This is a genomic window from Mycobacteroides sp. PCS013 (assembly GCF_049532645.1).
GTDB lineage: Bacteria > Actinomycetota > Actinomycetes > Mycobacteriales > Mycobacteriaceae > Mycobacterium > Mycobacterium gwanakae.
Genome location: NZ_CP150131.1, coordinates 1,499,454 through 1,526,120, shown reverse-complemented (window position 1 = coordinate 1,526,120; position 26,667 = coordinate 1,499,454). Strand labels below are relative to the sequence as shown.

Here is a 26,667-nt window from a genome sequence, read left to right as displayed (position 1 = left end):
TGAGCCGAACTAGCCGAGCGTTAGACCGGAACCCCGGGTGCTGCTGGCGCCGCTGGAGGTGGCGGTGGCACGGGCTGCCCCGGAGCAGCGGGTTCGGGCGCCGGTGCACCCGGTGCCGCAGGAGCCGGTGGCTGGTTGGGATCGGCAGGCGCAGGCGCGGGCTGGTTCGGGTCCGCAGGCGCGGGCGCCGGCTGGTTGGGATCGGCAGGCTGCCCGGCGGGCGGCGTGGGCGGCGTCGGTGGGGTCCACGGACGAACCGAGTCGGTGAGGGCCTTGGCCACTCCCTTGTCCACCGGGGATGCCGCGGTACCGAGCCAGACGATGAACCAACGATCCTTGCCCTTGCCCACGGCGGCGGCCCAGATCTGACCGGGCTCCTTGGCGGCGTCGTCGAACTTCACCTCGTAGTACGAGGACGCCGCGGGCATGCCCGCCACTTCGAAGCTCTGATCTTCCTGGTTGACGCGGTTCCCCGGGTACGGCATGAAGAACTCACCCATATCCGAAGCGAGCCTGCGTGCGGCCTTCTGGTTGTCAGGCTCGGCGCCCGCGAAGAGCTTCAGATCGAGGCGACCCAGCAGAATGCTGCCGTTTGGCGCCGCTGGGTTGGTCAGCAGCGCCGAACCGTATGTCAGCCTGCGCGCGTCCGCTTGCGCCCAGCCTTGGGGCACAACATAACTGAATCCACCCTGGTCATTGTTGACGCGCGCGGCATCTGCCGGCGCACCGGGTGCCGGCGGCGGAGTGGGTGCGGCAGTACCGGGCGGAGGTGACGCCGGAGGCGTCGTCACGGTTGTCGGAGTCTCCGGGTTGGGTGCCGGTTGCCCGGGTGCAGGCGTTGCGGGTGGCGGCGGCGCATCGGTGGTCACCAGATTGATTTCCGCCGTGCGTACCGACGTCGGCGACTGATCAGCCGGTCCGGCGACAAGCGTTATCGCCCCTGCCCCCGACAGCGAGGCCACGGCGACGGCAGCTGCCATCACCCGCGCCCGTTGCACCCGCTTGGCGGCCAAAGTTGCCCGTGGTTGCTGCATGCCAATGAACGTACCGTTTTGTCCTGCACGTGCAAGCGTATCCGGCAATCGGCGCGCCCGATTCGGCAAGGGGTTTGGCTGATCAGAAGCAAACATAGGTTTCCTCTCAAAGGCTGCCGAAATCCCCGTCCCCAGCTACTGCGCCGCCTGAATGACGACCTCGTGAGCCTTCACGGCAAAGTATGCCGACTCCTCGGGTGCCAGCTTTAGCTCTGCCGCGGCAGCCGCGGTGATGTGTGCCGTGAATATCGCGGGCCCCGCGGTTGCCGTTACAACCACGCTGTCGCCATGAGCGCTCAGGGTCGACACGGCCACCGCGATGACGTTGCGCGGGCTGCCGCCCGGCGGGGACAGATGCACGCCCACCGCACGCGGCCCGAACACCGCGACGGCATGCTGGCCCGGCTCGGGACTGTCGGCGCCGGACCACACGCCGTGGATGACGATGCCGTCCGCGTGCAGGGCTCCGTCCTCGCCCACGGTGCCTGCGATCAGGTTCACACCCGCGAACCGGGCACCAAACTTGCTGGTCGGACGGGCCAATACGGTCGCGGTATCTCCCAGCTCCACGATGTGGCCGGAGTCCAGGACCATCACCCGGTCGGCGATGGCGACGGCGTCCATGATGTCGTGCGTGACGATCAGAGCGCTCTGGCCACCGCGGCCCAGCACCCGGCCCAATAAGGCCCGGATTTCCGGCGCGCTCGCGGCATCGAGGCCTGCGAGCGGCTCGTCGAGCAGCACCAGGTCGGGTTCGGTGGCCAAGGCACGGGCGATCGCCACTCGCTGCGCCTGCCCCCCGGACAGTTCGCCCGGCCGGCGTCGGGCAAGGTCGCGCGCGCCGACCGATTCCAGCCAGCGATCGCGCAGGGCAGGCACCTCATCTCGATGCCGGGCGCGCATCCCGAACTCGACGTTGCGCGCGACCGTCAGGTGCGGAAACAACAAGGCTTCTTGCAGCAGGAGGGCCGTACGTCGCCGATGGGCCGGAACGAAAGTGCCTGTGGCACAGTTCGTCAGCACGTGATCGCCGAGGCGGATCTCACCGGAGTCGGGTCGCAGTAGTCCGGCGATGAGCCCGAGCAATGTGGACTTACCGGCCCCATTGGGGCCGACGATCGCCAAGGTCTCTCCGGGTGCAACGGTGAATGCGGCGTGTACACCCCGACCGGAATGCCCTGCCTCGAATCGCAACTCACTCATCGCCGCCACCCATCGCGGCGCCAGGCCCGGGCTCCCACAACGGCCAGCACAACCGCTGCCACCGCCACCAGCAGCAGCGAGAGCGCCACGGCCGATTGCGCATCGGATTCGCGCTGCAGATAGATCTCCAGGGGCAGTGTGCGCGTGACCCCCTGCCGGGATCCTGCGAAGGTCAAGGTGGCACCGAATTCACCGAGCGAACGCGCGAAGGCCAGGACCGTACCCGAGACCAGTGCCGGCATCACCAGCGGCAGCGACACCCGCCGCAGCACTGTGGTCGGTGGTGCGCCCAGACTTGCCGCCACATGGTCGTAGCGCTCCCCTGTCGTGGCCAGCGCGCCCTCGAGGCTTATGACGAGAAACGGCAACGAGACGAATGTCTGCGCCAGCACCACAGCAGACGTGGAAAACGCTATCCGGATACCTGCGGCGTCCAGGTAGTGGCCGAGTAGGCCGAGCTTGCCGAAGGCGTAGAGCAGTGCGATGCCGCCGACGACCGGCGGCAGTACGAGAGGCAACAGAATCAAAGGGCGCAGCAGGCGGGTGAGCCACGCCGGTCCGCGGGCCAGCACGATGGCCAGCGGGACACCCAGCAGCAGGCACAACGCCGTGCTGGCCACGCATGTCCTGACGCTGAGCAGCAGCGCTGCCTGTGAGGCGGGGCTGGTGATCAAAGCGGGGAACTGAGGCCAGTCGGCCTTGACCACGAGTGCCAGCAGCGGCAGCACGATGACCACTGCCCCAACGGCCGCCGGCAGATACACCCAGCGCGGCAGACCGGGTGCCGGTGTCACGGCGCAGAGAACCCGGCCGCCGCCAGAATCTTGTGTCCGGCATCCCCGGTGACCGTTTCGATGAACTGATTCGCGCGTTCGGGATTGCGTGAGTTCGCAGTCACCGCAATCGGATAGGTGTTGACGATCGACCGCGCCTCGGGAAACGCGACCGCGGTGACTTTCTCGCCGGCGGACTTGGCATCGGTGACGTAGACCAAACCCGCGTCGGCCTGCCCCGCAATCACCTTGTTCAGGACATCGGTCACCGAGGACTCTTCACTGACCGGGTTCAATTGCACCCCAGTCTCTTTGGATGCGGTCGAGGCGGCCGCGCCACACGGAACCTGCGGTGCGCACACCACCACATCCAGACCAGGACGAGCCAGGTCCCCAAAGGTGGCGATGCCCTTCGGATTCCCGGGGGCGACGACGATGGTGAGCGTGTTGGCCGCGAAGTCGACGGGGTTGACCACCGAGTGCGCCTTCCACGCCTTGTCCATGTTGGCCGAATCCGCGGTGGCAAGCACGTCGGCCTGGGCGCCCTGCGTGAGCTGGGTGACCAGATCCGAGGACCCCGCAAAGGTGAACTCGACGGTGGTGCCCGCGTGGGTCGATTCGAAAGACTTCCCGATTTCGGTGAAGGCCTTGCGCAGCGACGCCGCGGCCAGCACGTGCAACTGAACCGGAGCAGAGCCCGAACCAGTCGACGGGGCCGCTGTGCTGCCCTCGGGCGCCGTTCGCGAACCACAGCCGGACATGGTCAGCGAACCCGTAAGGAGTGCTGCGGCGAGAATTTTCCACCCTCTGCTGGTCACCGGCACAACCCTAGCCCCAGCCGAGGCGATACGTGGTGGTCGTGGGTATTGCTACCGTCCAGTAATATTGGCGCTCAAACCCGTGCGACCCGGCCACGAAATCCGGGGTATGAGGTCCGGGTTGTGTCACGATCAAGCTGATCAGGCCTGGCAACAGGAGCGGATCGGTAAAGCTTGCAGGAAGGTAAGGAAGGTACCGCCATGGACGTACTGGTAACCGGAGCGGTTAACGAGGTCGGCCGGGCGGTGGCTGCGGAATTCCGCAACGCCGGCCATCGGGTGGTCATCACCGGCCCCAATGCCGACGAGCTGGAAATCGCCGCCAAGGAGCTCGAGGTCGACGCCATCGTGTGCGACAACTCCGACCCGGACAGCCTGGAAGAGAACGTCGAACTGTTTCCCCAGCACCTCGACGCCATCGTGAACATCCCGAACCCCGTCTGGAGCGAGCCCGGCCCGCATCTGGGCACCCTCACCGATACCGGCGAGGCGTGGCTGTCTCGCTACGAGTCCAGCGTGCTGACCGCTGTGCTGACGGTGCAGTCCATCGGCGATCATCTGCGTTCCGGCGCGGCCATCGTCAATCTGTGCACGCTGGGCAGCCGGGACCGATCGGGCGCCACGACTGCCGCCAAGGCCGCACTGTCGGCGTGGACCGCCGAGCAGGCCGAGCGAATGGGCACCCGCGGGATCACCATCAACACCATCGCTCCCGGGCAGTCGGCCGACGCCAACTACGACGGCCTTGACAGCACCGAGGATGCCCAAGAGCTGGTCAGCGCCGAGATCGCACGGTTGGCGTTGTTCCTCACCAGCCCGCAGGCGCGTCACATCACCGGCCAAACTCTGCATGTCAGCCGCGGAGTTCCCGCCGGCGTCAGCTGACACAGCTGGAGTGCACTCCAGCTGTCGATCGCCGAATTGCATTGCGAGGCAAGACCGTACGTAGTGCCATGGCAGCAGTTCGAGCGTAGGCTCGATCGGGTGACCATTCGGCTTGGCTATCAGATCCCCAACTTCACCTACGGCACCGGCGTGGCCGAGCTCTTTCCCACCGTCGTCAGACAGGCGCGCGAGGCGGAGGCGTCAGGTTTCGACACGGTTTTCCTGATGGACCACTTCTATCAGCTGCCCATGATCGGCACCCCCGATCAGCCGATGCTCGAGGCCTACACAGCCCTGGGCGCGTTGGCCAGTGCCACCAGCACCATTCAGCTCTCCACGCTGGTCACCGGCAACACCTACCGAAACCCGAGCCTGCTCGCGAAGGCCGTGACCACCCTCGACGTCGTCAGCGGCGGGCGCGCCATCCTGGGCATCGGAGCGGGGTGGTTCGAACTGGAACACCAGCAACTCGGGTTCGAGTTCGGCACGTTCACCGACCGCTTCGAGCGGCTGAGCGAGGCCCTGGAGATCATCGCCCCGATGCTGCGCGGTGAGCGCCCCACCTTCGAGGGCAAGTACTACCGCACCGAGACCGCCATGAACGAGCCCAGGCTCCGGCCGAACATTCCGATCATGATCGGCGGCAGCGGTGAGAAGAAGACCTTCGGGCTGGCTGTGAAGTACGCCGACCACCTGAACCTGCTCAGCTCCCTGGACGAGATCCCACACAAGCTGTCGGTGCTGCGACAGCGGTGCGAGGAAGCAGGCCGTGACCCGTCCACCCTGGAGACCTCGGCATTCTTCTCGGTGTTCATCGACGACGACTCGGCGACAGCCTGGAAACTCGCTGGTGAGCAACTACGCAAGAACGGCATCGATCTGGAAACCCTCCCCGAGGAGGCCCGTGCGCAGGTTCTCGGACGCACTCTCGTGGGCAGCCCCGACGAGATCGCCGAACAGGTGCAGACCCGAGTTCTCGATCAGGGAATCGATGCTGTCACGCTCAACGCGACCGCCAACGGGCATGTGCCCGGCGTGGTGGAGCTGATCGGCAACACTCTTCGCCCCCTGTTCAAGGACTAGTCGGCCGGATTCGCCCTCCGTCGCGCATTCCTTCGGCAGGATGTGCGATATGGGTGCTCCGTTCAGCCTGCAGCCCGCCGCGACCGCCGTGGTGGCACTTCTTCCGGGGGTGTCGGACGAGGCGCTGGACGGCTCGACTCCGTGTACCGAACTCACGGTCCGTGCCCTGCTGAATCACCTGATGGGTTTATCGGTGGCCTTCCAATACGTCGTCCGCCCCGAGGAGGCGGCTGCTCTCGGCATCGACCTTTCGGGCCCGTCGTTCACCGAGGACCTCGATCCGCAGTGGCGGACGTTGCTCCCGCAACGGCTCGCAGATCTGGTGGCGACCTGGGCACAGCCCCGGTCATGGATTGGCGAGTCGACCATCGCGGGCACTGTCATGCCCAATGACCAGGTGGCCATGGTGGTCCTGGATGAGTTGGTGCTGCATGGATGGGATTTGGCGGCCGCCACCGGGCAGCCGTTTGACCTGCCTGAGGGCACCGATCCGGGTTTGTATGGATTCATCAGGGCGCTGGCCTCCGACGATGGGATTCCGGGATTGTTCGGCCCGCAGCAGCCAGTTCCCACCAGTGCTCCACGGTTCGATCACATGCTCGCCATGTCGGGACGTGACCCAGGCTGGCGCCCGCAGGGTGTGTGAGATATTTCGCTAAACTAACTGACGCGACGTACAGGGAAATCCCGACTACGGTTGAGGTGTTGCACCAAGTGTCAGACAAGGTGAATAACCCCAGTTGAGACACCATTCGACGAGGAGTGATCGATGAGCACGACACCAGACGCCGCCACCGGCGCGGCGCCTGTCGAGGCCAATCCGAAGCCCAAGATCAAGGACGCGCTGACGCCGAAGCACCGAGTCGTGATCATCGGGTCGGGATTCGGCGGTCTCACGGCCGCCAAGACGCTCAAACGTGCCAACGTCGATGTCACGCTGATCGCGCGGACCACTCATCACTTGTTCCAGCCGCTGCTGTACCAAGTGGCCACCGGGATCATCTCGGAAGGGGAGATCGCTCCCCCGACCCGGCAGATCTTGAAGGACCAGGACAACGCCCAGGTCGTTCTCGGCGATGTGACGAGCATCGACCTGGAGAATCAGGTGGTCCACTCCTCTCTGCTGGGGCACGACTACTCCACGCCCTACGACAGCCTGATCGTCGCCGCCGGCGCCGGTCAGTCCTACTTCGGGAATGACCATTTCGCCGAATGGGCTCCGGGCATGAAGACCATCGACGACGCTCTGGAACTGCGCGGACGCATTCTGGGCGCCTTCGAGCAGGCCGAACGCTCCAGCGATCCGGTGCGGCGCCGCAAACTCATGACCTTCACCGTGGTCGGTGCCGGTCCCACTGGCGTCGAAATGGCCGGGCAGATCGCCGAACTGGCCAACGAGACCCTCAAGGGCACCTTCCGGCACATCGATCCCACCGATGCCAGGGTCATCCTGCTGGACGCCGCGCCCGCCGTACTGCCGCCCTTCGGCCCCAAGCTCGGCGACAAGGCACGCAAGCGCCTGGAGAAACTCGGCGTCGAAATCCAGTTGGGCGCCATGGTCACCGACGTGGACCGCAATGGCCTCACCGTCAAGCATTCCGATGGCACCGTGGAACGCATCGAATCCTGGTGCAAGGTGTGGTCCGCGGGCGTGTCCGCCAGCCCCCTCGGTAAGAACCTGGCCGAACAGTCCGGTGTCGAACTGGATCGTGCCGGGCGTGTGAAGGTAGGCCCGGATCTGTCGATTCCCGGTCACCCGAATGTCTTTGTGGTCGGCGACATGATGGCGGTGGACGGTGTACCCGGGGTCGCGCAGGGCGCCATCCAGGGTGGGCGCTACGCCGCCAAGCAGATCAAGGCCGAACTGAAGGGGCGTAGCGCCGAGGAACGCCCCGCATTCAAGTACTTCGACAAGGGTTCGATGGCCACCGTGTCGCGGTACAACGCGGTGGTCAAGATCGGCAAGCTGGAGTTCAGCGGATTCATCGCGTGGCTCAGCTGGCTGGCGCTGCACCTGGTCTATCTGGTCGGGTTCAAGAATCGTCTAGTCACCCTGATCCTGTGGTCTATCGCATTCATGACGCGCTCGCGCGGCCAGATGGCGATCACCGAGCAGCAGGCTTGGGCTCGAACACGTCTGGATCAGCTTGAAGAGCTGGTCGCGGAGAAAAACGGCGATGATGAACCGGTTGCGCAGCCCGAAGAGGAAAAGGCAGCCAGCTAGTTCCGATCAGTCGGACGGTAGCCGCTGTCCCTGCCACGTGAGCAGGGTGGCGTCACCGGCGAGGCGCAGCACAGTGGCATCGGCCGGACATGGTGACATGGAATCTGTTGAGGGATAGCGCAATTCGCTAATCAGGGCCAGTGGGCGACCCAATTCGTCATCGGTCACTGATCCCGCACCGAGTTCGATGCGGTGGCGCAGCAGGGGGCGATTATCGATATCCGCCTCGAGCTCGCCGCTCCAGAATCCGGATGACTCCCCTGCCCTGCCGATCTGCACACGTTCGCGCAGCCGCACGCTCGCGCTGCCCGATCCATGAACGGTGACATGAGAATGGTGGACGGCATTGGCCGCCACGATGGTTGGCGCGGGGTCGAGGTCAAGTTCGCCCGCCACCGAGCAGCTCCACGCTGTCGAGGACCGCCGGGTGTCCCGGCCGGGCAGGGCCACTGCTGCCGCCACCGATCGCACGCGCAACAACACCCCGTCGCCGACCTCGATACGCACCGAGATCTCGTCGCCGCCCAGGGGGCTAGCGGCCACTCCGATGAGATGAACGGTATCGGCCTCGGTGAGCCTGCCCTGCAGGCTGCCCGAGCAGCGTATCCGTGGGAGGCGGCCCTTCACCGCAATGATCTCGACGTCAGTGCGCATGGTCCAGGTGGCTCCGGACCCACGCCAACACCTCGGTGGCCGTCGGGTCTTCGGTCAACGAGATCATCGCGGTGGGCCGTCCTTCCCGTACAGCTGCCGCGTCCCGCGCCATCACGCCCAGATCGGCGCCCACCATGGGAGCCAGGTCGGTCTTGTTGATGACCAACAGATCCGAGAAGGTCACGCCGGGACCGCCTTTGCGCGGCACCTTGTCGCCCCCGGCGACGTCGACGACGAAGATCTGCACGTCGATCAGACCTGAGGAGAACGTGGCAGTGAGATTGTCACCACCCGACTCGACGAGGATGAGGTCAAGTGGATCATTGGTGGCGATGAGATCCTCGATGGCGTCCAGGTTCGCAGTGATGTCGTCGCGGATGGCGGTGTGCGGGCAGCCACCGGTCTGCACGGCGGTGATGCGCTCGTCGGGCAGCACCGCGTGGCGGCGCAGGAAGTCGGCATCCTCCGTCGTGTAGATGTCGTTGGTGAGCACCGCCACCGAAATCTCGTCGCGCAGCGTGCGGCACAGCGCGGCGACCAGCGCGGTCTTGCCCGACCCCACGGGTCCGCCGATCCCGATACGCAGCGGCTCACCCGGCTGGCGCACCCGGCGGGGCCTGTCGATGTGTTGATGGGGCTGACCGTCGAGAAGATGCGGTGGCATGTTGATCCAATCGTGGTTGTGCGTGAAAAACCTAGAACCCTAAAACTACGAAACAAAAAGCGGACGTTCACGTGTGAGATGACGCTCAGCGAGCACATCCAGCAGCGGGTCGGACAGGCATGCCAGATCGGTGGCGGCCACGGTCGCGGTCTCCTCACACAGGCCCGCCATAGCCAAGGTACCCACCGCCACCTCTGTGGGGTCTAGCGCCAACAGCCGCTGGCCAGCGGTAGCGGACCCGGTCAGCGTGGTGTACACGACAACGAGGGCGATATCACGACCCGACAAACCTGTTGCCGCGCCGATGATGCCGTAGACCACGGCCAGGTGCGGCTGGCGGCCGTGCGCGCGCCAGTCGATATGCGGCCAGGCGCTCCCGGCCAGGCGCTTGAGCCCCCGCCCCTGGGCGCGGGAAGCGTCCCGCGCCGCCTGCGACGGCGTCCGCGCGTCCGTTTCGGCATCCGCCCGCTCCGGATCCAGCCGCCCCGACGTGATGGCGGCGGCAATGGATGCCGCAACCAGGCCATGAGTCCGAATACGCCGCCGCAGATACGCATTCAGAGTCGCACCGTCTCGCACCAGACCCTGCGCTATGGCCTCCTCCACCCCGCCGGAATGCACATGCGAACCGGTGGGCAACCGGGAATCGGCCAGCGATAGCAGCAGTGCTGTCGTCGCAGAAGTATCGATGCCACCCATCAGAACAAGAAATATCGTTGCGCCATGGGCAGTTCGGTGGCCGGCTGTTCCTGCCAGACCTCGCCGTCAATACGTACGGTGAAGGTATCCGGATCGACTCGGATATCCGGCATCGCGTCATTCAGCGGCAGGTCGGCCTTGCCGCGATGGCGCACGTCGCGGGTGGGAACCAGCCTGCGCCGCAATGCGAGCCGGGCCGCGAGGTCGTCCTCGATGGCCGTCGGCGAAACGAAGTGCACGGCCAAACCGGGTGCCACGTTGGGCATAGCGCCGAACATGGGCCGTGGCAGCACGGGTTGCGGGGTGGGAATGGACGCGTTGGCATCGCCCATGGCAGCCCACGCGATAGCACCGCCCTTGATGACGACATGTGGCCGGACCCCGAAGAAGGCCGGTTCCCACAGCACCAGATCGGCCAGCTTGCCGACTTCCACCGAACCCAACTCGTGATCGATGCCGTGCGTGATCGCCGGACAGATCGTGTATTTCGCGACATACCGGCGGACGCGGTTGTTGTCGTTGCCTCTGGCCCCGGACGGGTCCCCCTCCAGCGCCCCCCGGCGCTTCTTCATCACATGCGCGGTCTGCCAGGTGCGCATCACCACTTCTCCGATGCGTCCCATGGCCTGACTGTCGCTGCCGATCATCGAGATGGCGCCGATATCGTGCAACAGATCCTCGGCAGCGATCGTAGATGGACGAATCCGGCTCTCGGCGAAGGCAAGATCCTCCGGCACCGCGGCGTTGAGATGATGGCAGACCATGAGCATGTCGAGATGCTCGTCCAGGGTGTTGACCGTGTGCGGGCGCGTGGGATTGGTGGAGCTTGGCATCACGTTCGGGTGACTGGCCACGGTGATGATGTCGGGAGCATGGCCGCCGCCGGCGCCCTCGGTGTGGTAGGCGTGTATCGCGCGTCCGGCGATCGCCTCCAGAGTGCCCTCGACGAAACCTGTTTCGTTGAGGGTGTCCGAATGCAGGGCGACCTGGACGTCGGCCTCGTCGGCCACGCGCAGGCACGCATCGATCACCGCGGGCGTGGTGCCCCAGTCCTCATGAAGTTTGAAACCCGCTGCGCCACCGCGTAATTGTTCCCACATGGATTCGGGGTTGACGGTGTTGCCCTTGCCCAGCAGCAGCACGTTCACCGGCCACCTGTCGAGCGCCTGCAGCATGCGGCCCAGGTGCCATGCTCCGGGGGTGACTGTGGTGGCCTTGCTGCCCTCGGCGGGGCCGGTGCCACCGCCGATCATCGTGGTGATGCCGCCGCCGATCGCCTCTTCGACCAGTTGGGGACAGATGAAGTGGACGTGGCAGTCGATGCCGCCCGCGGTGACGATCCGGTCATTGCCGGCGATGATCTCGGTGGACGGGCCGACGATCAGTTGGGGGTGAACCCCGTCCATGATATCCGGATTACCCGCCTTGCCGATACCGACAATGCGTCCGTCTCGAATACCGATGTCGGCCTTGATGATTCCCCAGTGATCGATGATGACGGCGCCCGTGATGACGGTGTCCGGCGCTCCCCCGGCGCGGGTGAGACGGCTCTGCCCCATCGACTCGCGCAGCACCTTGCCACCGCCGAAGACTGCCTCCTCGCCCGCCAAACCCGGCCCACCACATCGATCTTCGGTGATCTCGATAAGCAGATCGGTGTCGGCCAAGCGGATGCGATCGCCCGTTGTCGGCCCGTACAGCTTGGCGTAATGCTCCCGGGATAGCCAGGTCATGCGGGTTCACCGCCATCCAGATGTCCCGGGGCCTCAAGCGTCAGTCCGTGCACTTCTCGGCGACCACGTAGGGGAACCAGTCGGACCTTTTGCGCCACACCGGGTTCGAAGCGAACCGCGGTACCCGCAGGAATGTGCAGGCGGTGTCCGTGCGCGGCCTCACGATCGAAGTCAAGCGCTGGGTTCGACTGCGGGAAATGTACGTGACTACCGACCTGTACGGGGCGGTCACCGGTGTTGACGACGTCGAGCTCGATGACGGTCGCTCCCGCGTTGAGTTCGATATCGTCCGGTGCGAACAGGTATTCGCCAGGAATCATGTGGCTCATCCGATCGGGTGGTGCACAGTGACGAGCTTGGTGCCGTCAGGAAAGGTTGCCTCCACCTGGACGTCCGGGATCATCTCGGGGACGCCGTCCATCACATCATCGCGCCCCAGCACCTCGCGGCCGCTGGCCATCAATTCCGAGACGGTGCGACCATCACGCGCACCCTCGAGGAGATGATCGGTGATGATGGCGATTGCTTCTGGGTGGTTGAGGCGCAGGCCTCGGGATTGGCGTCGTCGCGCCAATTCCGCCGCATAGGAAATGAGCAGCCGTTCCTGCTCGTGCGGGGTCAATCGCATAAGGGGCGATCCTGCCATGATCCGGGCTGCCTGGCACTTTCACGGCCGTTGTGCGGACAGCGGACCGTTTTGCCCTGCGGTCGAGATGCTGAGTGCGAGAATCCACGGAGCTTGTGGGGTGTGGAGCCGATCAGGAGGGTGCGCAATGCGGTACGGGATGACGTTGTGGTGTGTGGTGTCGGCCGGAGTGCTGATATCCGGGTGCGGTCAACCCAGCGAGGGGATAAAGCCGGTGTCGGCACCGAGCACCACTGCGGCGGATATGCCCATGACAGCGGGCACCTCAGCGCCCGCGTCCATCCCCACGACCACAAAAGCGCCTCCACCCCCGCCTCTGGTGGTCACTCCGGAGAAGATCGACTCGATCCTGGGCTCACGTTCGGATGTCGGGAAGATTCTGGGAACCACGCTCGAGTACGACGACAACACATCGACACCACCGACCGATGCCATAGGTGGTGCACCGGACTGTGCCAACCTGGATAACCCGCGGGCCGACCAATTGGGATCCGAATGGACGACATATCGCTGGAACTATTACCGCGAGACCAAGGACACCACCGCATACATCGTGAGTCAGGTGGCCGTCCTGTATCCGTCCCGCGAGGAGGCCGCCGCGGCTTTCGCACACGCGTTTCCCAAGTCCGCCGCGAGAACATGCGCCAACGCGGAGATCTCCAAGCAGGACCAGAAGTGGAAGATCAGCAACATCGCGGAAATCAGTGATGGCGCAGCGAAATGGACCCAACTGCAGATCACACAGACCGCCACGTGGCACTGCTTCTTCGACTTCCGCAACAAGAACAACGTCCTCTTCGGGACGTACCTATGCCAGTACGGTGACGGCGTACCCGGTGTGACGACGATTACCGACCGGATCGCGGCATGGATCCCGCAGTGAAAGGAATCGTTGTGACCAGCAGATCGGTGTACCGAAAGACTGCCGTCGCGGTGTGCGCCGCCGTGGTCCTGACGGGATGCTCAATTTTCGGAGGTGGCCAGCAACCTCCGACGTCCGGGCCGTCGACGACATCCGGTGCATCGAAGACGTCGACAACACCAACTGCTGATGCGATCAGCCCCGACCGGGCCAACTCGATCATCGTCTCCAAAAAAGACGTGTCCGAGTTGGTCGGCTCCACCCTCGAATACGAGGGCAAGTCCTCGAACCCGCGATCGTCGTCGCCGATCGACGGCAAGCAATCGTGCCAGGCGCTGATGGTGCCGCTGACCGTCGACGTCGGCGACAAGTGGACCACCTACCGCGATGTCTGGTATCGGGAGGGCAAGGACACATTCACGCACTCGGTCACCCAGCGGGTGCTGCTCTACTCGTCGAAAGACGATGCGCGGGAAAACTATTCAAAGGAGTTTCCCGCCGATGTCCGCAGTTGTTCCGGCGAGGAACTGAAGGTGGACACGGCGACCTGGCGTGTGTCTGTCCGCGAGGCATCCGACGACCGCGCCCAGTGGGTGCTCGATGAAATCGCCGATGGGCGCCCGTCGGGATGGCGCTGCATGTTGGAGGCCCGCATCATCGAGAATCTGCTGCTCTCGGCGACGGTCTGTCAGGTGGCCAACGGCGGTCCGGCGCTGCGCGCCATCGTGGACAGGATGGTTGCCGCCACCCGGCCGAAGTAAGAAATCACTCGTGGCGCTCGTGTAACACTGGGCGCCAGTGATCCGATGTAGCCATGATTTGGGTCGATACGGGTCTGAAATCGGCAGGGAGGGATTTGGATGCGTCACGTGTTGGCTGTCGGATGGCTTGGCCTGGCAGCGATGCTCGCGGTGAGTTGTGGAACGGAGACCGGGGGCATCAAGCCGATACCGGTCGGTGCCACCGAGACATCGGCACCGGCCGATCATGGGCAGGACGGGGCGATCGCGAGCCCCAAGTCCAGTGCTCCACCGGTCACCACCTCACTCGAACCGCCGGCACCGGTGATCGTCACGCCCGACAAGGCGGAATCGATCATCATCTCCGCCGACGATGTGGGCAGGTTGGTCGGATCGCCGCTGACGTACGAGTTCAAGTCCACTCGCCCCAGCGATGCCTCCGCGACAGGCAAGTGTCAGGCACTCACCGGGTTGCGCAGCGAGAGCCTGGGTGACGAGTGGACCACCTACCGGGGCTCACGTCTGCAGGAAACACAGGACCGGTATGACCACATCGTGTGGCAAGCGGTCGTGTTGTTCCCCGATGCGAAGGCCGCGGCGAACCAGCTTCAGACCGCATATCCCCCGTCGCTCGCGTCCTGCGCGGACTCGCGCCAGACCGAGGGCGATATCGAATGGCGGATCGGTCAATTCTCGAACGACGGCACCAGCGTGAAGTGGGTGCGACAGGAGCTCAAGGACGGAAAACCCGCAGGGTGGCGGTGTTTCTACGACTACCGGGTCAAGAACAACGCACTCTTCGGAAGCCTGTTGTGCCAGAACGGCAACGGCACTCCGATAGTGACCGCGATCGTCGACCGCATGGCCGAATGGATTCCGGCATGACCACGACGAAGAACACGGCAGGGGGCCCGATGACAGGCACAACGGCGCGGATGGTGCTGTGCGCGACGGCGATCGCCGCGCTGGCGCTGTCCGGGTGTTCCGGCCAGCGGGAGGCCGCCGGAACGTCAACGGCCGCCACCACGACGGCCTCACGGTCGGTAAATGCGCCGGCTCCGGCTCCGGTGAGCAGCGGACCAGCGGGGCTTACGGGGTGGCCCGGCCAGGACAAGATCACCGAGGAAGCCATGGTGGCGGCGTTGTTCACCAACGAGGAGATCTCCAAGGTGTTCGACGCCGAAGTCGCCAAGACCAACAAGCGGGAAAAGCCGTTCACGGCCACGGAGTCTGATGACGCGAGTTGCAATGTGACGCAGGGACTCACCGTGGAGTCGGTGGGTAAGGAGTACGAGACGTTCCGCGGCACCGAGATGCTGCTCGGCGACGCCGAGAGCCCAGATGCGCAGGTCTACCAGGGCATCGCGGCGTACAAGGACAAGGACTCCGCGCAGGCGCAGTTCTCGACGGCAGCTGACGAGATCTCGGAATGTGACGGAAAGTCGTACAACTTCACCGATCCCGGCGGGCGCAAGGTGCCGGTGACGGTGTCTGTCTCGTCGTCGAACGACAAGAAGGTGAATTGGGCCCTCACGTACGGGCCCAGTAAGTATCGCTGCTTCGTGTCGTACAACGGTGTCGCGAATCTGATTGTGCAGACGCAGGTTTGTGCACGAAGCAATTCAAAGCAGCTGGTGCAGAAGATGGCCGACAGGATTGTCGACAAACTGCAGCTGAGCTGACGAGCTACCCGGATCCAGGGGGGACTGGGTCCGGGCGGGGGGACGAGGATGGCGGCCTGACCATCGGGGGGCCGGCCGACATCTCTCGAAAATGAGCTCGGGTGGGCGTACGGGGGTTGCGCCCACCCGAGTCTCACAGATTCTGTAGGCGGACCTGCCCGCGTGCGATTGTGCGGTTCTGATCATCGGCAATGGTGACGAGCCACAGCTGCTGACGACGTCCCCGATGTATCGGCGTGGATGTCGCGGTCAGCGTGCCGGTCGAGATGGCGCGCAGGAAATCGGTGTTGTTGTTGACGCCGACCACCGCACTCTCCTCCCCCAGCACGTTGGCACGCCAGACGTACGCGGACACGCTCGCGACGCTTTCCACCACCGAGCAGTAGACGCCACCGTGCACGATCCCATTGGGTTGCAACAGGTTTTCGGTGACCGTCAGGGTGGCCGACACTCCCTCGGGTGTCAGCGAGGTGTATTCGAGCCCCACGAGCTTGTCGAAGGGCGCGGTGGGCATCTGGCTGAGGTGCTCCGGCGTGTCTGGCATGCGATGTTCATATCAGTGCGGGAGCCGTTAACGAAGAAGTGCCCCACCTGCCGAGGCAGGTGGGGCACTTCCTTCGAGTGGACCGGGGGTCTCTGCAGCCCTCAGGACTCCGGCGCGGTCCGGGTGTCTGGTCGCGCGGTAGCGCGTTCGACGTTTCTAAGGATAGGCAAGGCTGCCCTAAATTGCAAGGGCCTTGTGGCGAACCGGCAATCCGAGTGTCATGAAGCGGTCCAGGATCGCCTGTCCGCGCCGCATTCCATCGGTCTCGCTGGAGCGGGCCAGCAGCGGAACATGCGTCGCCGCACCCACCACGGTTGAGCCCACCAGTTGCCACATCTGGCCGATTTCCATTGTTCCGGAACTGATCTGAGACAGGCGCGTGAACAACGGCGCCAGGGCGCGATGGCATCGGTGCGCCGTCCACGCGGCAAGTGCGTCCTCGCCAGGGAACACCACAACCTGCTCCCGGTCCCGGTCTGGGTCATTGGGCAACACCCGCAGCGTCGGGTCCACCACACCCGCCCAGTCGATGCAGCCCTCGGAATCGAAATACACCCACAAGTTGCCGAGGCCCGGATCCCAGGCGCGTCCCTCCAGGACAACCAGGGCGACCAATCGGCCGACCACGGTGTGCACAAGCGCGTCCGCGAGTTGATGGACGGCGACCGCGTCGCTACCGGTCTCTTCAATGGCGCGGGCGTACATCCGCTCGAGGCGGTCGGTGTTCAGGGCTCGTGCCAGCGGCCACCATCGGCGCCGGCCGACATCGGACATGACGGCGACACCATAGGCCCGAGGGCACTCGGGATACAGCTCGCGAAGCCGGGCGCTCGATTCGTGCAGCGGCAGTGATTGGCGGATAGACATCCCGGCGATCAGCGGATCGTCGGCGATGAGGCTCCTCGTCGAAGAGCATCGATCAATGGCCAGAGTCACAGTTGGCAGCCTCCCTTCACGTAGACAAGATAGGTAAGCCTAACCACATGTAGGATGACATCGCCAGGTGCGGGTGTTGTGACTGCCCTCACCAAAGCTCCTGATCATCGGGCAGTGCTAACGATTTCGGCCCACATGGTGAGACCGGATCCAGCGCTGGAACAAAGACCGAGTTCTAGATCGTTGGCTTGTCAGAAGTAGTACGACTGGATGTAGTACGGCATTGCGTCGGAGGTGAACGTAGAATGTTCGGAATGGCACGCCTGGGCGAACTTGAACGCGCGGTGATGGACCATCTCTGGTCGTCCCCCGAGCCCCAGACTGTGCGCCAGGTCCACGAGGCATTGTCGGCGCGGCGTGACCTCGCCTACACGACCGTGATGACCGTGTTGCAGCGTCTCGCGAAGAAAGATCTGGTGGTGCAGCACCGCGATGATCGCGCGCACCGCTACGCACCCGTGCATGGCCGCGACGAGCTTGTCGCGGGCCTGATGGTGGATGCGTTGGCGCAGGCCAACAACTCTGGTGCCCGTGAGGCCGCGTTGGTGCACTTCGTGGAGCGGGTCGGCCCCGATGAGGCCGATGCACTGCGCCGCGCACTGGCCGAGCTCGAAGCGAAAGATCCATCTGCTGGCGGTCGCCCCACCGCGTAAGGGACACTAGTTATGTGTCCGCCCTGGCGTTCGCGATACTCGCGCTGCTGCTGACCGGTCCCGTACCGGCGTTGCTTGCGCGTGCGCGCTGGCCGTACCGCGCGCCACGTGCCGCGATGGTGTTGTGGCAGGCCATTGCCGCGGCCGCCGTTCTCTCCGCGTTTAGTTCGGGGCTGGCGATCGCGAGCAGACTTCTCGTCCCTGGCCCCGATGGTCATCCAACCGCCACGATCACCGGTGAAATCGACCGCCTTGGTTGGGGTTTGTGGCTGCTCTACGTCACGGTGTTCGCGATCACGATCCTTATCGGTATCCGGCTCATGGTGTCGGTGATCCGAGTCGGGGTGCGCACCCGCCGTCGGCGTGCCCGCCACCGCGCCATCGTTGATCTGCTGGACCACAAGCGGTACTGCGAGAACTGGCGCGGCGGCTACGACATCCATCGGCGGCGCGACCACGACCTGCGGGTGCTGGAAGTCGACGAGCCCTTGGCCTACTGCTTGCCGGGCGTACGCAGCCGGGTGGTCGTCAGCGAGGGAACGCTGAGCACGCTCGGGCACAACGAGGTGACCGCGATCGTCGCGCACGAGCGTGCGCACCTGCGCGCGCGCCATGACCTGGTGCTGGAAGCCTTCACCGCAGTCCACGACGCCTTCCCTGTCATCGTGCGCAGCAAGAATGCGCTGGAGGCGGTCAAGCTGCTCGTCGAGCTGCTCGCCGACGATGCCGCGGTGCGGACAGCCGGGCCGACTCCCCTGGCCCGCGCGCTCGTCGCGTGCGCCGGTGGACCGACCCCGGTCGGCGCAATGGCCGCCGGCGGCCCGACGACACTCATCCGCGTCCGCCGCCTCGGCGGGGACGGAAACAGCCTGCTGTTGTCGTGCAGCGCCTATACCGCCGCTGCCGCCATCCTCGTGGTGCCGACGCTGGCTGTGGTGATCCCATGGTTCACCGAACTTCAGCGCCTGTTCAGCAAGTAACCTCCGAGTAGGTGACCCGCGCTCGCGGGCCGATTGTGACTGCGCGAGAATCCGTGGAGCACAACACGTCAACGAAAGGATGTGCTGGTGACGGCTGCAGACGGCTCGGCGCAGGGTAAAGCTCAGATCGGCGTGACGGGCCTGGCCGTCATGGGTTCGAATATCGCGCGGAACTTCGCACGGCACGGATACACCGTCGCTCTGCACAACCGATCGGTCGCCAAGACCGACGCATTGCTCGCCGAGCACGGATCCGAGGGCAGCTTCGTCCGCAGCGAGAGCATCGAGGAGTTCATCGCAGCGCTGGAGCGCCCGCGCCGCGTGCTCATCATGGTCAAGGCCGGCGATCCGACCGATGCGGTGATCAATGAGCTCGCCGATGCCATGGAGCAGGGCGACATCATCATCGACGGCGGCAATTCCCTGTACACCGACACCATCCGCCGGGAGAAGGCGATGGCCGATCGCGGCTTGCACTTCGTCGGCGCGGGTATCTCCGGTGGCGAAGAGGGTGCGCTGAACGGTCCCTCGATCATGCCGGGCGGCCCGAAGAAGTCGTACGAATCCCTCGGCCCGCTGCTGGAGGAGATCTCCGCGCACGTCGACGGTGTGCCCTGCTGTACCCACATCGGCCCCGACGGCTCCGGCCATTTCGTGAAGATGGTGCACAACGGCATCGAATACTCGGACATGCAGCTGATCGGCGAGGCCTACCAGCTGCTGCGCGACGGCCTCGGCATGAGTGCGCCGGAGATCGCTGACGTCTTTACCGAATGGAACAAGGGCGAGCTGGAGAGCTACCTGATTGAGATCACCGCAGAGGTGCTCAAGCAGGCTGACGCGAAGACCGGCAGGCCCCTCGTCGATGTCATCGTCGATGCCGCCGAACAGAAGGGCACCGGCCGCTGGACCGTGAAGTCGGCCCTGGACCTCGGCGTGCCAGTCACCGGTATCGCCGAGGCGGTTTTCGCGCGCGCGCTGTCCGGTTCCCGCCCCCAGCGCGCCGCCGCGGCCGGGTTCGCCTCCGGGGCATTGGGCGAGAAGCCAAGTGATGCAAAGCAGTTCGTCGAAGATGTACGCCAAGCGCTGTACGCGTCCAAGATCGTGGCGTACGCGCAGGGCTTCAATCAGATTGCCGCGGGTAGCGCCGAGTACGGCTGGGACGTCAACCCCGGTGACCTGGCCACCATTTGGCGGGGTGGCTGCATCATCCGCGCGCAGTTCCTCAATCGCGTCAAGGACGCCTTCGCCGACGAGCCCGACCTGGCTACGCTGATCGCCGCGCCCTACTTCCGGGCAGCCGTCGAAAACGGCATCGATAGTTGGCGTCGCGTTGTGGTGGCGGCGACGCAGTTGGGAATTCCGGTTCCCGGCTTCGCCTCGTCGCTGTCGTACTACGACGGTCTGCGCACCGATCGTCTACCTGCCGCCCTCACTCAGGCGCAGCGGGACTTCTTCGGCGCGCACACCTATGAGCGCATCGACTCCCCCGGCAAGTTCCACACGCTCTGGAGCGGCGACCGCAGCGAGGTAGAAGCCTAAGCAGGACGCAGAAGGAGAGCGATACTGTGCGGTTTCTAGACGGGCAGCGACCACCGTACGACCTCACCTACGACGATGTCTTCGTGGTGCCGAACCACTCGGATGTCACCTCGCGGTTCGATGTCGACCTGACCACTGCCGACGGCACCGGCACCACGATCCCGATCGTGGTGGCCAACATGACGGCGGTGGCGGGGCGGCGGATGGCCGAGACCGTCGCTCGCCGTGGCGGAATCACCGTGCTACCCCAGGATCTTCCGGTGGAAGCCGTCGCACAGACCGTCGAGTTCATCAAGAGCCGGGATCTGGTCTACGACACGCCCGTGACCCTGGCTCCAGACGATTCCGCGGGTGAGGCGGTCGCCCTGATCCACAAGCGCTCGCACGGGGCTGCGGTGATGCTCGAGGACGGCAAGCCACGTGGGCTTGTGACCGAGGCCGCATGTACCGGCATCGACAGGTTCACCCGCGTGCGCGACATCGCCACCGCCGACTTCGTCGCGGTCCCCACGGGAACCGATCCGCGGGCGATCTTCGACCGCCTGGCCGAGGCGCATGTGCCGGTGGCGGTGCTGACGCGTCCGGACGGAACCATGGCGGGCATCCTCACCCGTACTGGGGCTATCCGGGCGGGTTTGTACACGCCGGCCGTGGACGCGAGCGGACGCCTACGGGTCGCCGGTGCCGTCGGCATCAACGGCGATGTCCGCGCCAAGGCAACCGCCCTGGCGCAGGCCGGGGTGGATCTGCTGGTCATCGACACCGCGCATGGACATCAGCAGAAGATGATCGAGGTACTGACGTCGGTCGCGGAACTGTCGCTGGGTGTGCCGATCGCGGCGGGCAATGTGGTGTCCGCCCAGGGCACCCGGGATCTGATCGCGGCCGGAGCCGACATCGTGAAGGTGGGCGTGGGCCCGGGCGCCATGTGCACCACCCGGATGATGACCGGAGTGGGCCGTCCACAGTTGTCGGCGGTCATCGAATGTGCGGCGGCGGCACGGGAACTCGGCGCCCATGTGTGGGCCGATGGCGGCGTTCGGCATCCCCGGGATGTCGCGCTGGCACTCGCCGCGGGTGCCGCCAACGTGATGATCGGTTCCTGGTTCGCGGGCACGCACGAATCACCCGGGGATCTGCAGCACTCGGCCAGTGGCCGACGCTACAAGGACAGCTTCGGGATGGCGTCCAAACGCGCCGTGGCCGCCCGCACCGCCGGGGACAGCGCCTTTGACCAGGCCCGCAAAAGCCTGTTCGAAGAGGGCATCTCCACGTCGCGGATCGAATTGGACCCGCAACGGCCCGGTGTCGAGGACCTCATCGACCACATCATCTCGGGCGTGCGCAGCACCTGCACCTATGTCGGGGCACGCACGCTGGCCGAGCTGCACGAACGGGTGGTTCTGGGTGTCCAGTCCGCCGCCGGATTTGCCGAAGGGCGCCCGCTTCCCGAAGGTTGGTGACCGGTCGACACCCCGTCGGCCACCTGCACGGTTACCATTAAGCCTCACGATGGTCACGCCGTGTGATCACTCAACCTAAGGGGCCAGCCAGCGGTGACGCTCTTATTCACCGGGCTGAGCTTGCTTGCGTTCGTAGCGCTGACCGCGGGGACGGCACTGTTCGTGGCGGCCGAGTTCTCCCTGACCGCGCTGGAACGAAGCTCCATCGAGGCGCGCGCCAAGACCGGTGACGGCCGGGACAGGTTGGTCAAACGGGCACACAGCACGTTGTCCTTCCAGCTGTCCGGCGCGCAGCTCGGCATCACCATCACCACACTTGTCACCGGGTATTTGGCCGAGCCGGTGATCGCGCGGCTGCTCACGCAGGTGATCGGATACACCGGAGTGGCTGTCAGCAGCGCCATATCGCTGGCGCTGGCACTGATCCTCGCCACCTCGATATCGATGATCTTCGGCGAGCTCGTGCCCAAGAACTTTGCGCTGGCACGTCCCATCTGGACCTCACGCGCCACCGCGGGCCCCATGGTGCTGTTCTCGGCAGTATTCGCCTTCGCGATCCGGGCATTGAACGGCATCGCCAACTGGGTGCTGCGTCGCATGGGCATTGAACCCGCCGAAGAGCTGCGCTCGGCGCGCTCACCCCAGGAGCTGGGTTCGTTGGTGCGCACCTCCGCCCGCAGCGGTGCACTGGATGAGACCACGGCGGTGCTGGTGGACCGCTCGTTGCGATTCGGGAGCCGTACCGCCGAAGAACTCATGACCCCGCGCACCGAGATCGAATCGCTCGAAGCGACGGACACCGTTGCCGACTTGGTCGCCATCGCCGTGGACACCGGCTTCTCACGGTTCCCCATCACCGAAGGCGACCTGGACGCGACGATTGGCATCGTGCACGTGAAGCAGATCTTCGAAGTGCCACGGGAACAGCGCGCCACGACCACCCTGGCCAGTCTGGCCCGGCCCGTCGCGGTAGTGCCCTCCACCCTCGACGGCGATGCCGTGATGGAGCAGGTGCGGGCCAACGGCATGCAGACCGCGCTGGTGGTTGACGAGTACGGCGGCACCGCCGGGCTGGTGACGGTCGAGGACATGATCGAAGAGATCGTGGGCGATGTCCGGGACGAGCACGATGACGCCACCCCCGACGTGGTGTCCTCCGGCGGCGGCTGGGTGGTGTCGGGTCTGCTGCGGATCGACGAAGTCGCCGCCGCGACCGGCTACCGTGCCCCCGAAGGCGAGTACGAGACGATCGGCGGCCTGGTGCTGCAGGAGCTCGGTCACATCCCGACGGTCGGCGAGACCGTCGAGTTATCCGCGGTCGTGCCGGATCATCCGTTCGCGGAGCTGCCCCGCTGGCGGGCTCGGGTAGCGAGCATGGATGGTCGCCGCATCGACCAGATCGAGCTTGTCGAGCTGACCGACGCCGACGGCCGGGGGGAATGACCACGATGGGCAGCGACATACTCGGCGTACTCCTCACCGCCGCACTGCTTTTGGCGAACGCATTTTTCGTCGGCGCCGAGTTCGCCCTCATCTCCGCTCGCCGGGATCGACTCGAGGCACTGGCGGAGGCGGGCAAGAAGCGCGCCGTGACCGTGATGATGGCCGGCCAGAACTTGTCCTTGATGCTCGCCGGCGCCCAGCTCGGCATCACGATCTGTTCAATCCTGTTGGGACGCATCGGAGAACCGGCCGTAGCGCATCTTCTGGAACGACCATTCGAGCTGTTAGGTGCGCCGCCCGCTCTCACGCACACCATCGCGTTCGTCGTCTCGCTGTCCATCGTGGTGCTGTTGCACGTGCTCCTCGGCGAAATGGTGCCCAAGAACATCGCCATCGCGGGGCCAGAATCCGCGGCCATGCTGCTGATTCCGCCGTACCTGGTCTACATCCGGCTGGCACGGCCATTGATCGCCTTCTACAACTGGTGCGCCAACACCGCGTTGCGGCTGGTCAAGGTCCCGGTGAAGGACGAGCTCGAGGTCACCGTGTCCACCGTGGAGCTTTCCGAGATGATCGCGGAGTCGCTGTCCGAGGGGCTTCTCGACGAAGAGGAACACACCCGGTTGCGCCGCGCGCTACAGATCCAGCACCGGGTGGTCGCGGACGTGGTCGTGCCCGCTAACCAGATTCGGGCGATCGCGGTATCGGGTTCGGCGCAGGCGCCCTCGGTGACTGCCGTGGAACGCGCGGTGGCGGAAACTGGTTACTCACGTTTTCCAGTTATCGGGCCCCACGGGGATTACCTCGGCTATCTGCACATAAAGGACGTCCTGACCATGGGTGACGATCCGGAGGCGATTGTCGACCCCGCGTTCATTCGACCGCTCCCACGTCTACACGGCTCGGTTCCACTGCCAGAAGCGCTGTCGACGCTACGTCGCAGCAACAGTCATCTTGCGCTCATGTCGACCACCGACGGCAGCGTGGTGGGCCTCGTCACACTCGAGGATCTGGTGGAGGATCTCGTCGGCACCGTGCGTGACGGAACTCACCGCATATAGAGCGGTTTCGGGGTACATGGCTACCAGTGAGTAGGATCAATGTTCACCGAATCGCAAGAGCGTCCGGTCCCAGACCCCCTAACAACACAGAGGAGTTGCGATGAGTGATCGCGTCGATGTGGGCAACCTTCGCGTGGCGCGGGTGCTGTACGACTTCATCACCAACGAGGCCCTCCCGGGCACCGGTGTGGATGCCGACGCTTTCTGGGCCGGGGTCGACAAAGTAGTCACCGATTTGGCTCCGCGGAACCGCGAGCTTCTCGACCGGCGGGACGACCTGCAAACTCAGATCGATCGCTGGCACCGGCAGCGCGCCATCGAGCCGCTGGACCAGTCGGCGTACCGGGAGTTCCTCACCGAGATCGGGTACCTGGTCCCCGAGCCCGAAGATTTCACCATCACCACCGCCAATGTGGACGACGAGATCACCACGACTGCCGGGCCGCAGCTGGTGGTCCCGATCCTGAACGCGCGCTTCGCGCTCAACGCCGCCAACGCGCGCTGGGGCTCCCTCTATGACGCGCTGTACGGCACCGATGTCATCTCCGAGGCCGATGGCGCCGAGAAGGGCTCGTCGTACAACAAGATCCGCGGCGACAAGGTCATCGCCTACGCCCGCGAGGTGCTCGACGGCGCGGCCCCGCTGGCGGGCGGCTCCTGGAAGGACGCCGTCGGCCTGAAGATCGACGACGGTCAGCTGCTCATCGAGCTGGGCGACGAGCTCTCGGTGGGACTGCAGAACCCCGATCAGTTCGTCGGCTACACCGGCAAGCTGGGCAAGCCGCAATGGTCGGTGCTGCTCATCAACCATGGCCTGCACATCGAGGTCCTCATCGACCCCGACTCCCCCATCGGATCCACCGACAAGGCCGGCATCAAGGATGTCGTGCTGGAGTCGGCGATCACCACGATCATGGATTTCGAGGACTCCGTGGCTGCCGTGGACGCCGAAGACAAGGTGCTCGGGTACCGAAACTGGCTGGGACTCAACAAGGGTGATCTGTCCGAGGATGTTTCCAAGGGCGGCAAGACGTTCACCCGGGTGCTCAACGAGGACCGCGTGTTCAACACCCCCGATGGCAAGGGCGAGCTGACCCTGCCAGGCCGCAGCTTGCTGTTCGTCCGCAACGTCGGTCATCTGATGACCAATGACGCCATCGTGGATGCCGCGGGCAACGAGATGCCCGAGGGCATCCAGGATGCGTTGTTCACCAGCCTGATCGCGATCCACGGTCTGCGTTCCGGCAAGAAGAACGGCCCGCTGAAGAACAGCCGCACCGGATCCATCTACATCGTGAAGCCCAAGATGCACGGGCCCGAGGAAGTGGCCTTCACCGCAGAGCTGTTCGGCCGCGTCGAAGAGGTGCTCGGACTTCCGCACGCCACCCTCAAGGTCGGCATCATGGACGAGGAGCGTCGCACCACCGTCAACCTCAAGGCTGCCATCAAGGCCGCCTCGGATCGGGTGGTCTTCATCAACACCGGCTTCCTGGATCGCACCGGCGATGAGATCCACACCTCGATGGAAGCCGGCCCGATGTGCCGCAAGGCCGTCATGAAGTCGCAGCCGTGGATCCTGGCGTACGAGGACCACAACGTCGACACCGGACTGGGTGCCGGTTTGGCGGGCAAGGCGCAGATCGGTAAGGGCATGTGGGCCATGCCCGACCTGATGGCGGACATGGTCGCGCAGAAGATCGCCCAGCCGCGCGCGGGGGCCACCACCGCCTGGGTGCCGTCTCCCACTGCCGCGACGCTGCACGCGCTGCACTATCACCAGGTCGACGTCAAGGCTGTGGACCAGGAGCTCGCCGGTAAGCACCGCGCCGAACTGGAGTCGCTGCTCACCATTCCGTTGGCCGAGTCGCGTCATGACTGGACCGCGGAGGACATCCGCGAGGAAATCGACAACAACTGCCAGTCGATCCTGGGCTACGTGGTCCGCTGGATCGATCAGGGAGTCGGCTGTTCCAAGGTTCCAGACATCCACGACGTGGCGCTCATGGAAGACCGGGCAACCTTGCGTATCTCCAGCCAGCTGCTGGCCAACTGGTTGCGTCATGACGTCATCACCGACGCCGACGTGGTCGAGGGGCTCAAGCGGATGGCACCGGTCGTCGATCGGCAGAACGCCGGCGACAAGGACTACCGCCCGATGGCTCCGGACTTCGACAGCAACATCGCCTTCGAGGCCGCCAAGGAGCTGATCCTCGAGGGTAAGGACCAGCCGAACGGATACACCGAGCCGATCCTGCACCGGCGCCGCCGCGAGTACAAGGCCGCGGCGGCCAAGTAGCGGCCTGCTTGGCTGACGTGCCTGGACCTCGCCGAGGGTCGTTGCCGTC

27 protein-coding genes are annotated in these 26,667 nt (G+C 65.2%); 15 read left to right on the top strand and 12 right to left on the bottom strand.

From position 1 onward, the window contains the following. Nucleotides 1-20: 20 nt before the first annotated feature. The 4 genes from RHO23_RS07360 to modA form a co-directional block, all read right to left on the bottom strand. Nucleotides 21-1,034 (bottom strand): APA family fibronectin-binding glycoprotein, encoded by a 1,014-nt coding sequence (locus tag RHO23_RS07360; RefSeq protein WP_064408756.1) that lies wholly within the window; start codon nt 1,032-1,034, stop codon nt 21-23. A 135-nt stretch (nt 1,035-1,169) separates the two neighbouring features. Then, a complete protein-coding gene (locus RHO23_RS07355; protein WP_423488866.1) occupies nt 1,170-2,237 on the bottom strand; it encodes a sulfate/molybdate ABC transporter ATP-binding protein in 1,068 nt (355 codons plus the stop codon). After that, nucleotides 2,234-3,031, bottom strand: a complete 798-nt coding sequence (locus RHO23_RS07350; RefSeq protein ID WP_070940949.1) for an ABC transporter permease — start codon at nt 3,029-3,031, stop codon at nt 2,234-2,236. Before RHO23_RS07350 ends, RHO23_RS07355 begins: the two co-directional genes overlap by 4 nt. Further along, entirely contained in the window at nt 3,028-3,771 is a 744-nt protein-coding gene (gene modA / locus RHO23_RS07345) for a molybdate ABC transporter substrate-binding protein (protein ID WP_109421029.1), read from the bottom strand. The genes RHO23_RS07350 and modA overlap by 4 nt, the downstream gene beginning before the upstream one ends. 258 nt (nt 3,772-4,029) lie before the next feature. On the opposite strand from modA, the gene RHO23_RS07340 reads away from it, so the two are divergent. From RHO23_RS07340 to RHO23_RS07325, 4 genes are all read left to right on the top strand, one after another. Further along, a complete protein-coding gene (locus RHO23_RS07340; RefSeq protein WP_030097942.1) occupies nt 4,030-4,713 on the top strand; it encodes an SDR family oxidoreductase in 684 nt (227 codons plus the stop codon). A gap of 99 nt (nt 4,714-4,812) precedes the next feature. Beyond that, the gene (locus RHO23_RS07335) at nt 4,813-5,796 is read left to right on the top strand and encodes an LLM class F420-dependent oxidoreductase (RefSeq protein WP_423488865.1); all 984 of its coding nucleotides are present in this window, start codon (nt 4,813-4,815) and stop codon (nt 5,794-5,796) included. A gap of 49 nt (nt 5,797-5,845) precedes the next feature. Beyond that, a complete protein-coding gene (locus tag RHO23_RS07330; protein WP_064408753.1) occupies nt 5,846-6,442 on the top strand; it encodes a TIGR03086 family metal-binding protein in 597 nt (198 codons plus the stop codon). A gap of 123 nt (nt 6,443-6,565) precedes the next feature. Then, nucleotides 6,566-8,020: an NAD(P)/FAD-dependent oxidoreductase gene (locus RHO23_RS07325; RefSeq protein WP_101312749.1), complete on the top strand. Its 1,455-nt coding sequence runs from the start codon at nt 6,566-6,568 to the stop codon at nt 8,018-8,020. A 6-nt stretch (nt 8,021-8,026) separates the two neighbouring features. Here RHO23_RS07325 and RHO23_RS07320 read toward each other — a convergent pair whose 3' ends face one another. Genes RHO23_RS07320 through RHO23_RS07295 form a run of 6 tightly spaced genes read right to left on the bottom strand, consistent with a single transcriptional unit; the run spans nt 8,027 to nt 12,398 of the window. Then, on the bottom strand, nt 8,027-8,674 hold the full coding sequence (locus RHO23_RS07320) for an urease accessory protein UreD (RefSeq protein WP_423488864.1): 648 nt from the start codon (nt 8,672-8,674) through the stop codon (nt 8,027-8,029). Next, nucleotides 8,664-9,338 (bottom strand): urease accessory protein UreG, encoded by a 675-nt coding sequence (gene ureG / locus RHO23_RS07315; RefSeq protein WP_030097947.1) that lies wholly within the window; start codon nt 9,336-9,338, stop codon nt 8,664-8,666. Before ureG ends, RHO23_RS07320 begins: the two co-directional genes overlap by 11 nt. Before the next feature lie 45 nt (nt 9,339-9,383). Continuing rightward, complete coding sequence (locus RHO23_RS07310) at nt 9,384-10,028, bottom strand: urease accessory protein UreF (RefSeq protein WP_078354372.1); 645 nt, start codon at nt 10,026-10,028, stop codon at nt 9,384-9,386. Between the two features lie 8 nt (nt 10,029-10,036). After that, nucleotides 10,037-11,770: an urease subunit alpha gene (locus RHO23_RS07305; protein WP_423488863.1), complete on the bottom strand. Its 1,734-nt coding sequence runs from the start codon at nt 11,768-11,770 to the stop codon at nt 10,037-10,039. Continuing rightward, nucleotides 11,767-12,090, bottom strand: a complete 324-nt coding sequence (locus RHO23_RS07300; RefSeq protein WP_423488862.1) for an urease subunit beta — start codon at nt 12,088-12,090, stop codon at nt 11,767-11,769. The genes RHO23_RS07305 and RHO23_RS07300 overlap by 4 nt, the downstream gene beginning before the upstream one ends. 5 nt (nt 12,091-12,095) lie before the next feature. Continuing rightward, nucleotides 12,096-12,398, bottom strand: a complete 303-nt coding sequence (locus tag RHO23_RS07295) for an urease subunit gamma (protein ID WP_030097951.1) — start codon at nt 12,396-12,398, stop codon at nt 12,096-12,098. Nucleotides 12,399-12,543: 145 nt separating this feature from the next. Between RHO23_RS07295 and RHO23_RS07290 the strand changes: the two genes are divergently transcribed. The 4 genes from RHO23_RS07290 (at nt 12,544) to RHO23_RS07275 (ending at nt 15,700) form a co-directional block, all read left to right on the top strand. Next, entirely contained in the window at nt 12,544-13,299 is a 756-nt protein-coding gene (locus RHO23_RS07290) for a sensor domain-containing protein (protein ID WP_064408750.1), read from the top strand. Between the two features lie 11 nt (nt 13,300-13,310). Beyond that, entirely contained in the window at nt 13,311-14,039 is a 729-nt protein-coding gene (locus tag RHO23_RS07285; RefSeq protein WP_423488861.1) for a sensor domain-containing protein, read from the top strand. A gap of 99 nt (nt 14,040-14,138) precedes the next feature. Then, a complete protein-coding gene (locus RHO23_RS07280; RefSeq protein WP_030097954.1) occupies nt 14,139-14,903 on the top strand; it encodes a sensor domain-containing protein in 765 nt (254 codons plus the stop codon). Continuing rightward, on the top strand, nt 14,900-15,700 hold the full coding sequence (locus RHO23_RS07275; RefSeq protein WP_423488860.1) for a sensor domain-containing protein: 801 nt from the start codon (nt 14,900-14,902) through the stop codon (nt 15,698-15,700). The genes RHO23_RS07280 and RHO23_RS07275 overlap by 4 nt, the downstream gene beginning before the upstream one ends. Nucleotides 15,701-15,833: 133 nt before the next feature. On the opposite strand, the gene RHO23_RS07270 is transcribed toward RHO23_RS07275, so the two are convergent. After that, nucleotides 15,834-16,244 (bottom strand): PaaI family thioesterase, encoded by a 411-nt coding sequence (locus RHO23_RS07270; RefSeq protein WP_030097956.1) that lies wholly within the window; start codon nt 16,242-16,244, stop codon nt 15,834-15,836. A 177-nt stretch (nt 16,245-16,421) separates the two neighbouring features. Further along, nucleotides 16,422-17,180 carry a hypothetical protein gene (locus tag RHO23_RS07265; RefSeq protein WP_057968267.1) on the bottom strand — a complete coding sequence of 253 codons (759 nt, stop codon included), beginning with the start codon at nt 17,178-17,180 and terminating at the stop codon, nt 16,422-16,424. A 245-nt stretch (nt 17,181-17,425) separates the two neighbouring features. Between RHO23_RS07265 and RHO23_RS07260 the strand changes: the two genes are divergently transcribed. The 7 genes from RHO23_RS07260 to RHO23_RS07230 all read left to right on the top strand — a co-directional run bounded on the left by RHO23_RS07260 (nt 17,426) and on the right by RHO23_RS07230 (nt 26,618). After that, complete coding sequence (locus RHO23_RS07260) at nt 17,426-17,833, top strand: BlaI/MecI/CopY family transcriptional regulator (RefSeq protein ID WP_030097958.1); 408 nt, start codon at nt 17,426-17,428, stop codon at nt 17,831-17,833. Between the two features lie 14 nt (nt 17,834-17,847). Further along, nucleotides 17,848-18,813, top strand: coding sequence for a M56 family metallopeptidase (locus RHO23_RS07255; RefSeq protein WP_030097959.1), 966 nt, complete (start codon nt 17,848-17,850; stop codon nt 18,811-18,813). Between the two features lie 87 nt (nt 18,814-18,900). Next, nucleotides 18,901-20,355: an NADP-dependent phosphogluconate dehydrogenase gene (gene gndA / locus RHO23_RS07250; RefSeq protein ID WP_070917872.1), complete on the top strand. Its 1,455-nt coding sequence runs from the start codon at nt 18,901-18,903 to the stop codon at nt 20,353-20,355. A 26-nt stretch (nt 20,356-20,381) separates the two neighbouring features. Then, nucleotides 20,382-21,818: a GuaB1 family IMP dehydrogenase-related protein gene (locus tag RHO23_RS07245; protein WP_423488859.1), complete on the top strand. Its 1,437-nt coding sequence runs from the start codon at nt 20,382-20,384 to the stop codon at nt 21,816-21,818. A gap of 93 nt (nt 21,819-21,911) precedes the next feature. Continuing rightward, entirely contained in the window at nt 21,912-23,261 is a 1,350-nt protein-coding gene (locus tag RHO23_RS07240) for a hemolysin family protein (RefSeq protein ID WP_057963447.1), read from the top strand. Between the two features lie 5 nt (nt 23,262-23,266). After that, nucleotides 23,267-24,322: a hemolysin family protein gene (locus tag RHO23_RS07235; protein ID WP_030097963.1), complete on the top strand. Its 1,056-nt coding sequence runs from the start codon at nt 23,267-23,269 to the stop codon at nt 24,320-24,322. 100 nt (nt 24,323-24,422) lie between these two features. Further along, nucleotides 24,423-26,618: a malate synthase G gene (locus RHO23_RS07230; protein WP_030097964.1), complete on the top strand. Its 2,196-nt coding sequence runs from the start codon at nt 24,423-24,425 to the stop codon at nt 26,616-26,618. Nucleotides 26,619-26,667 lie beyond the last annotated feature (49 nt).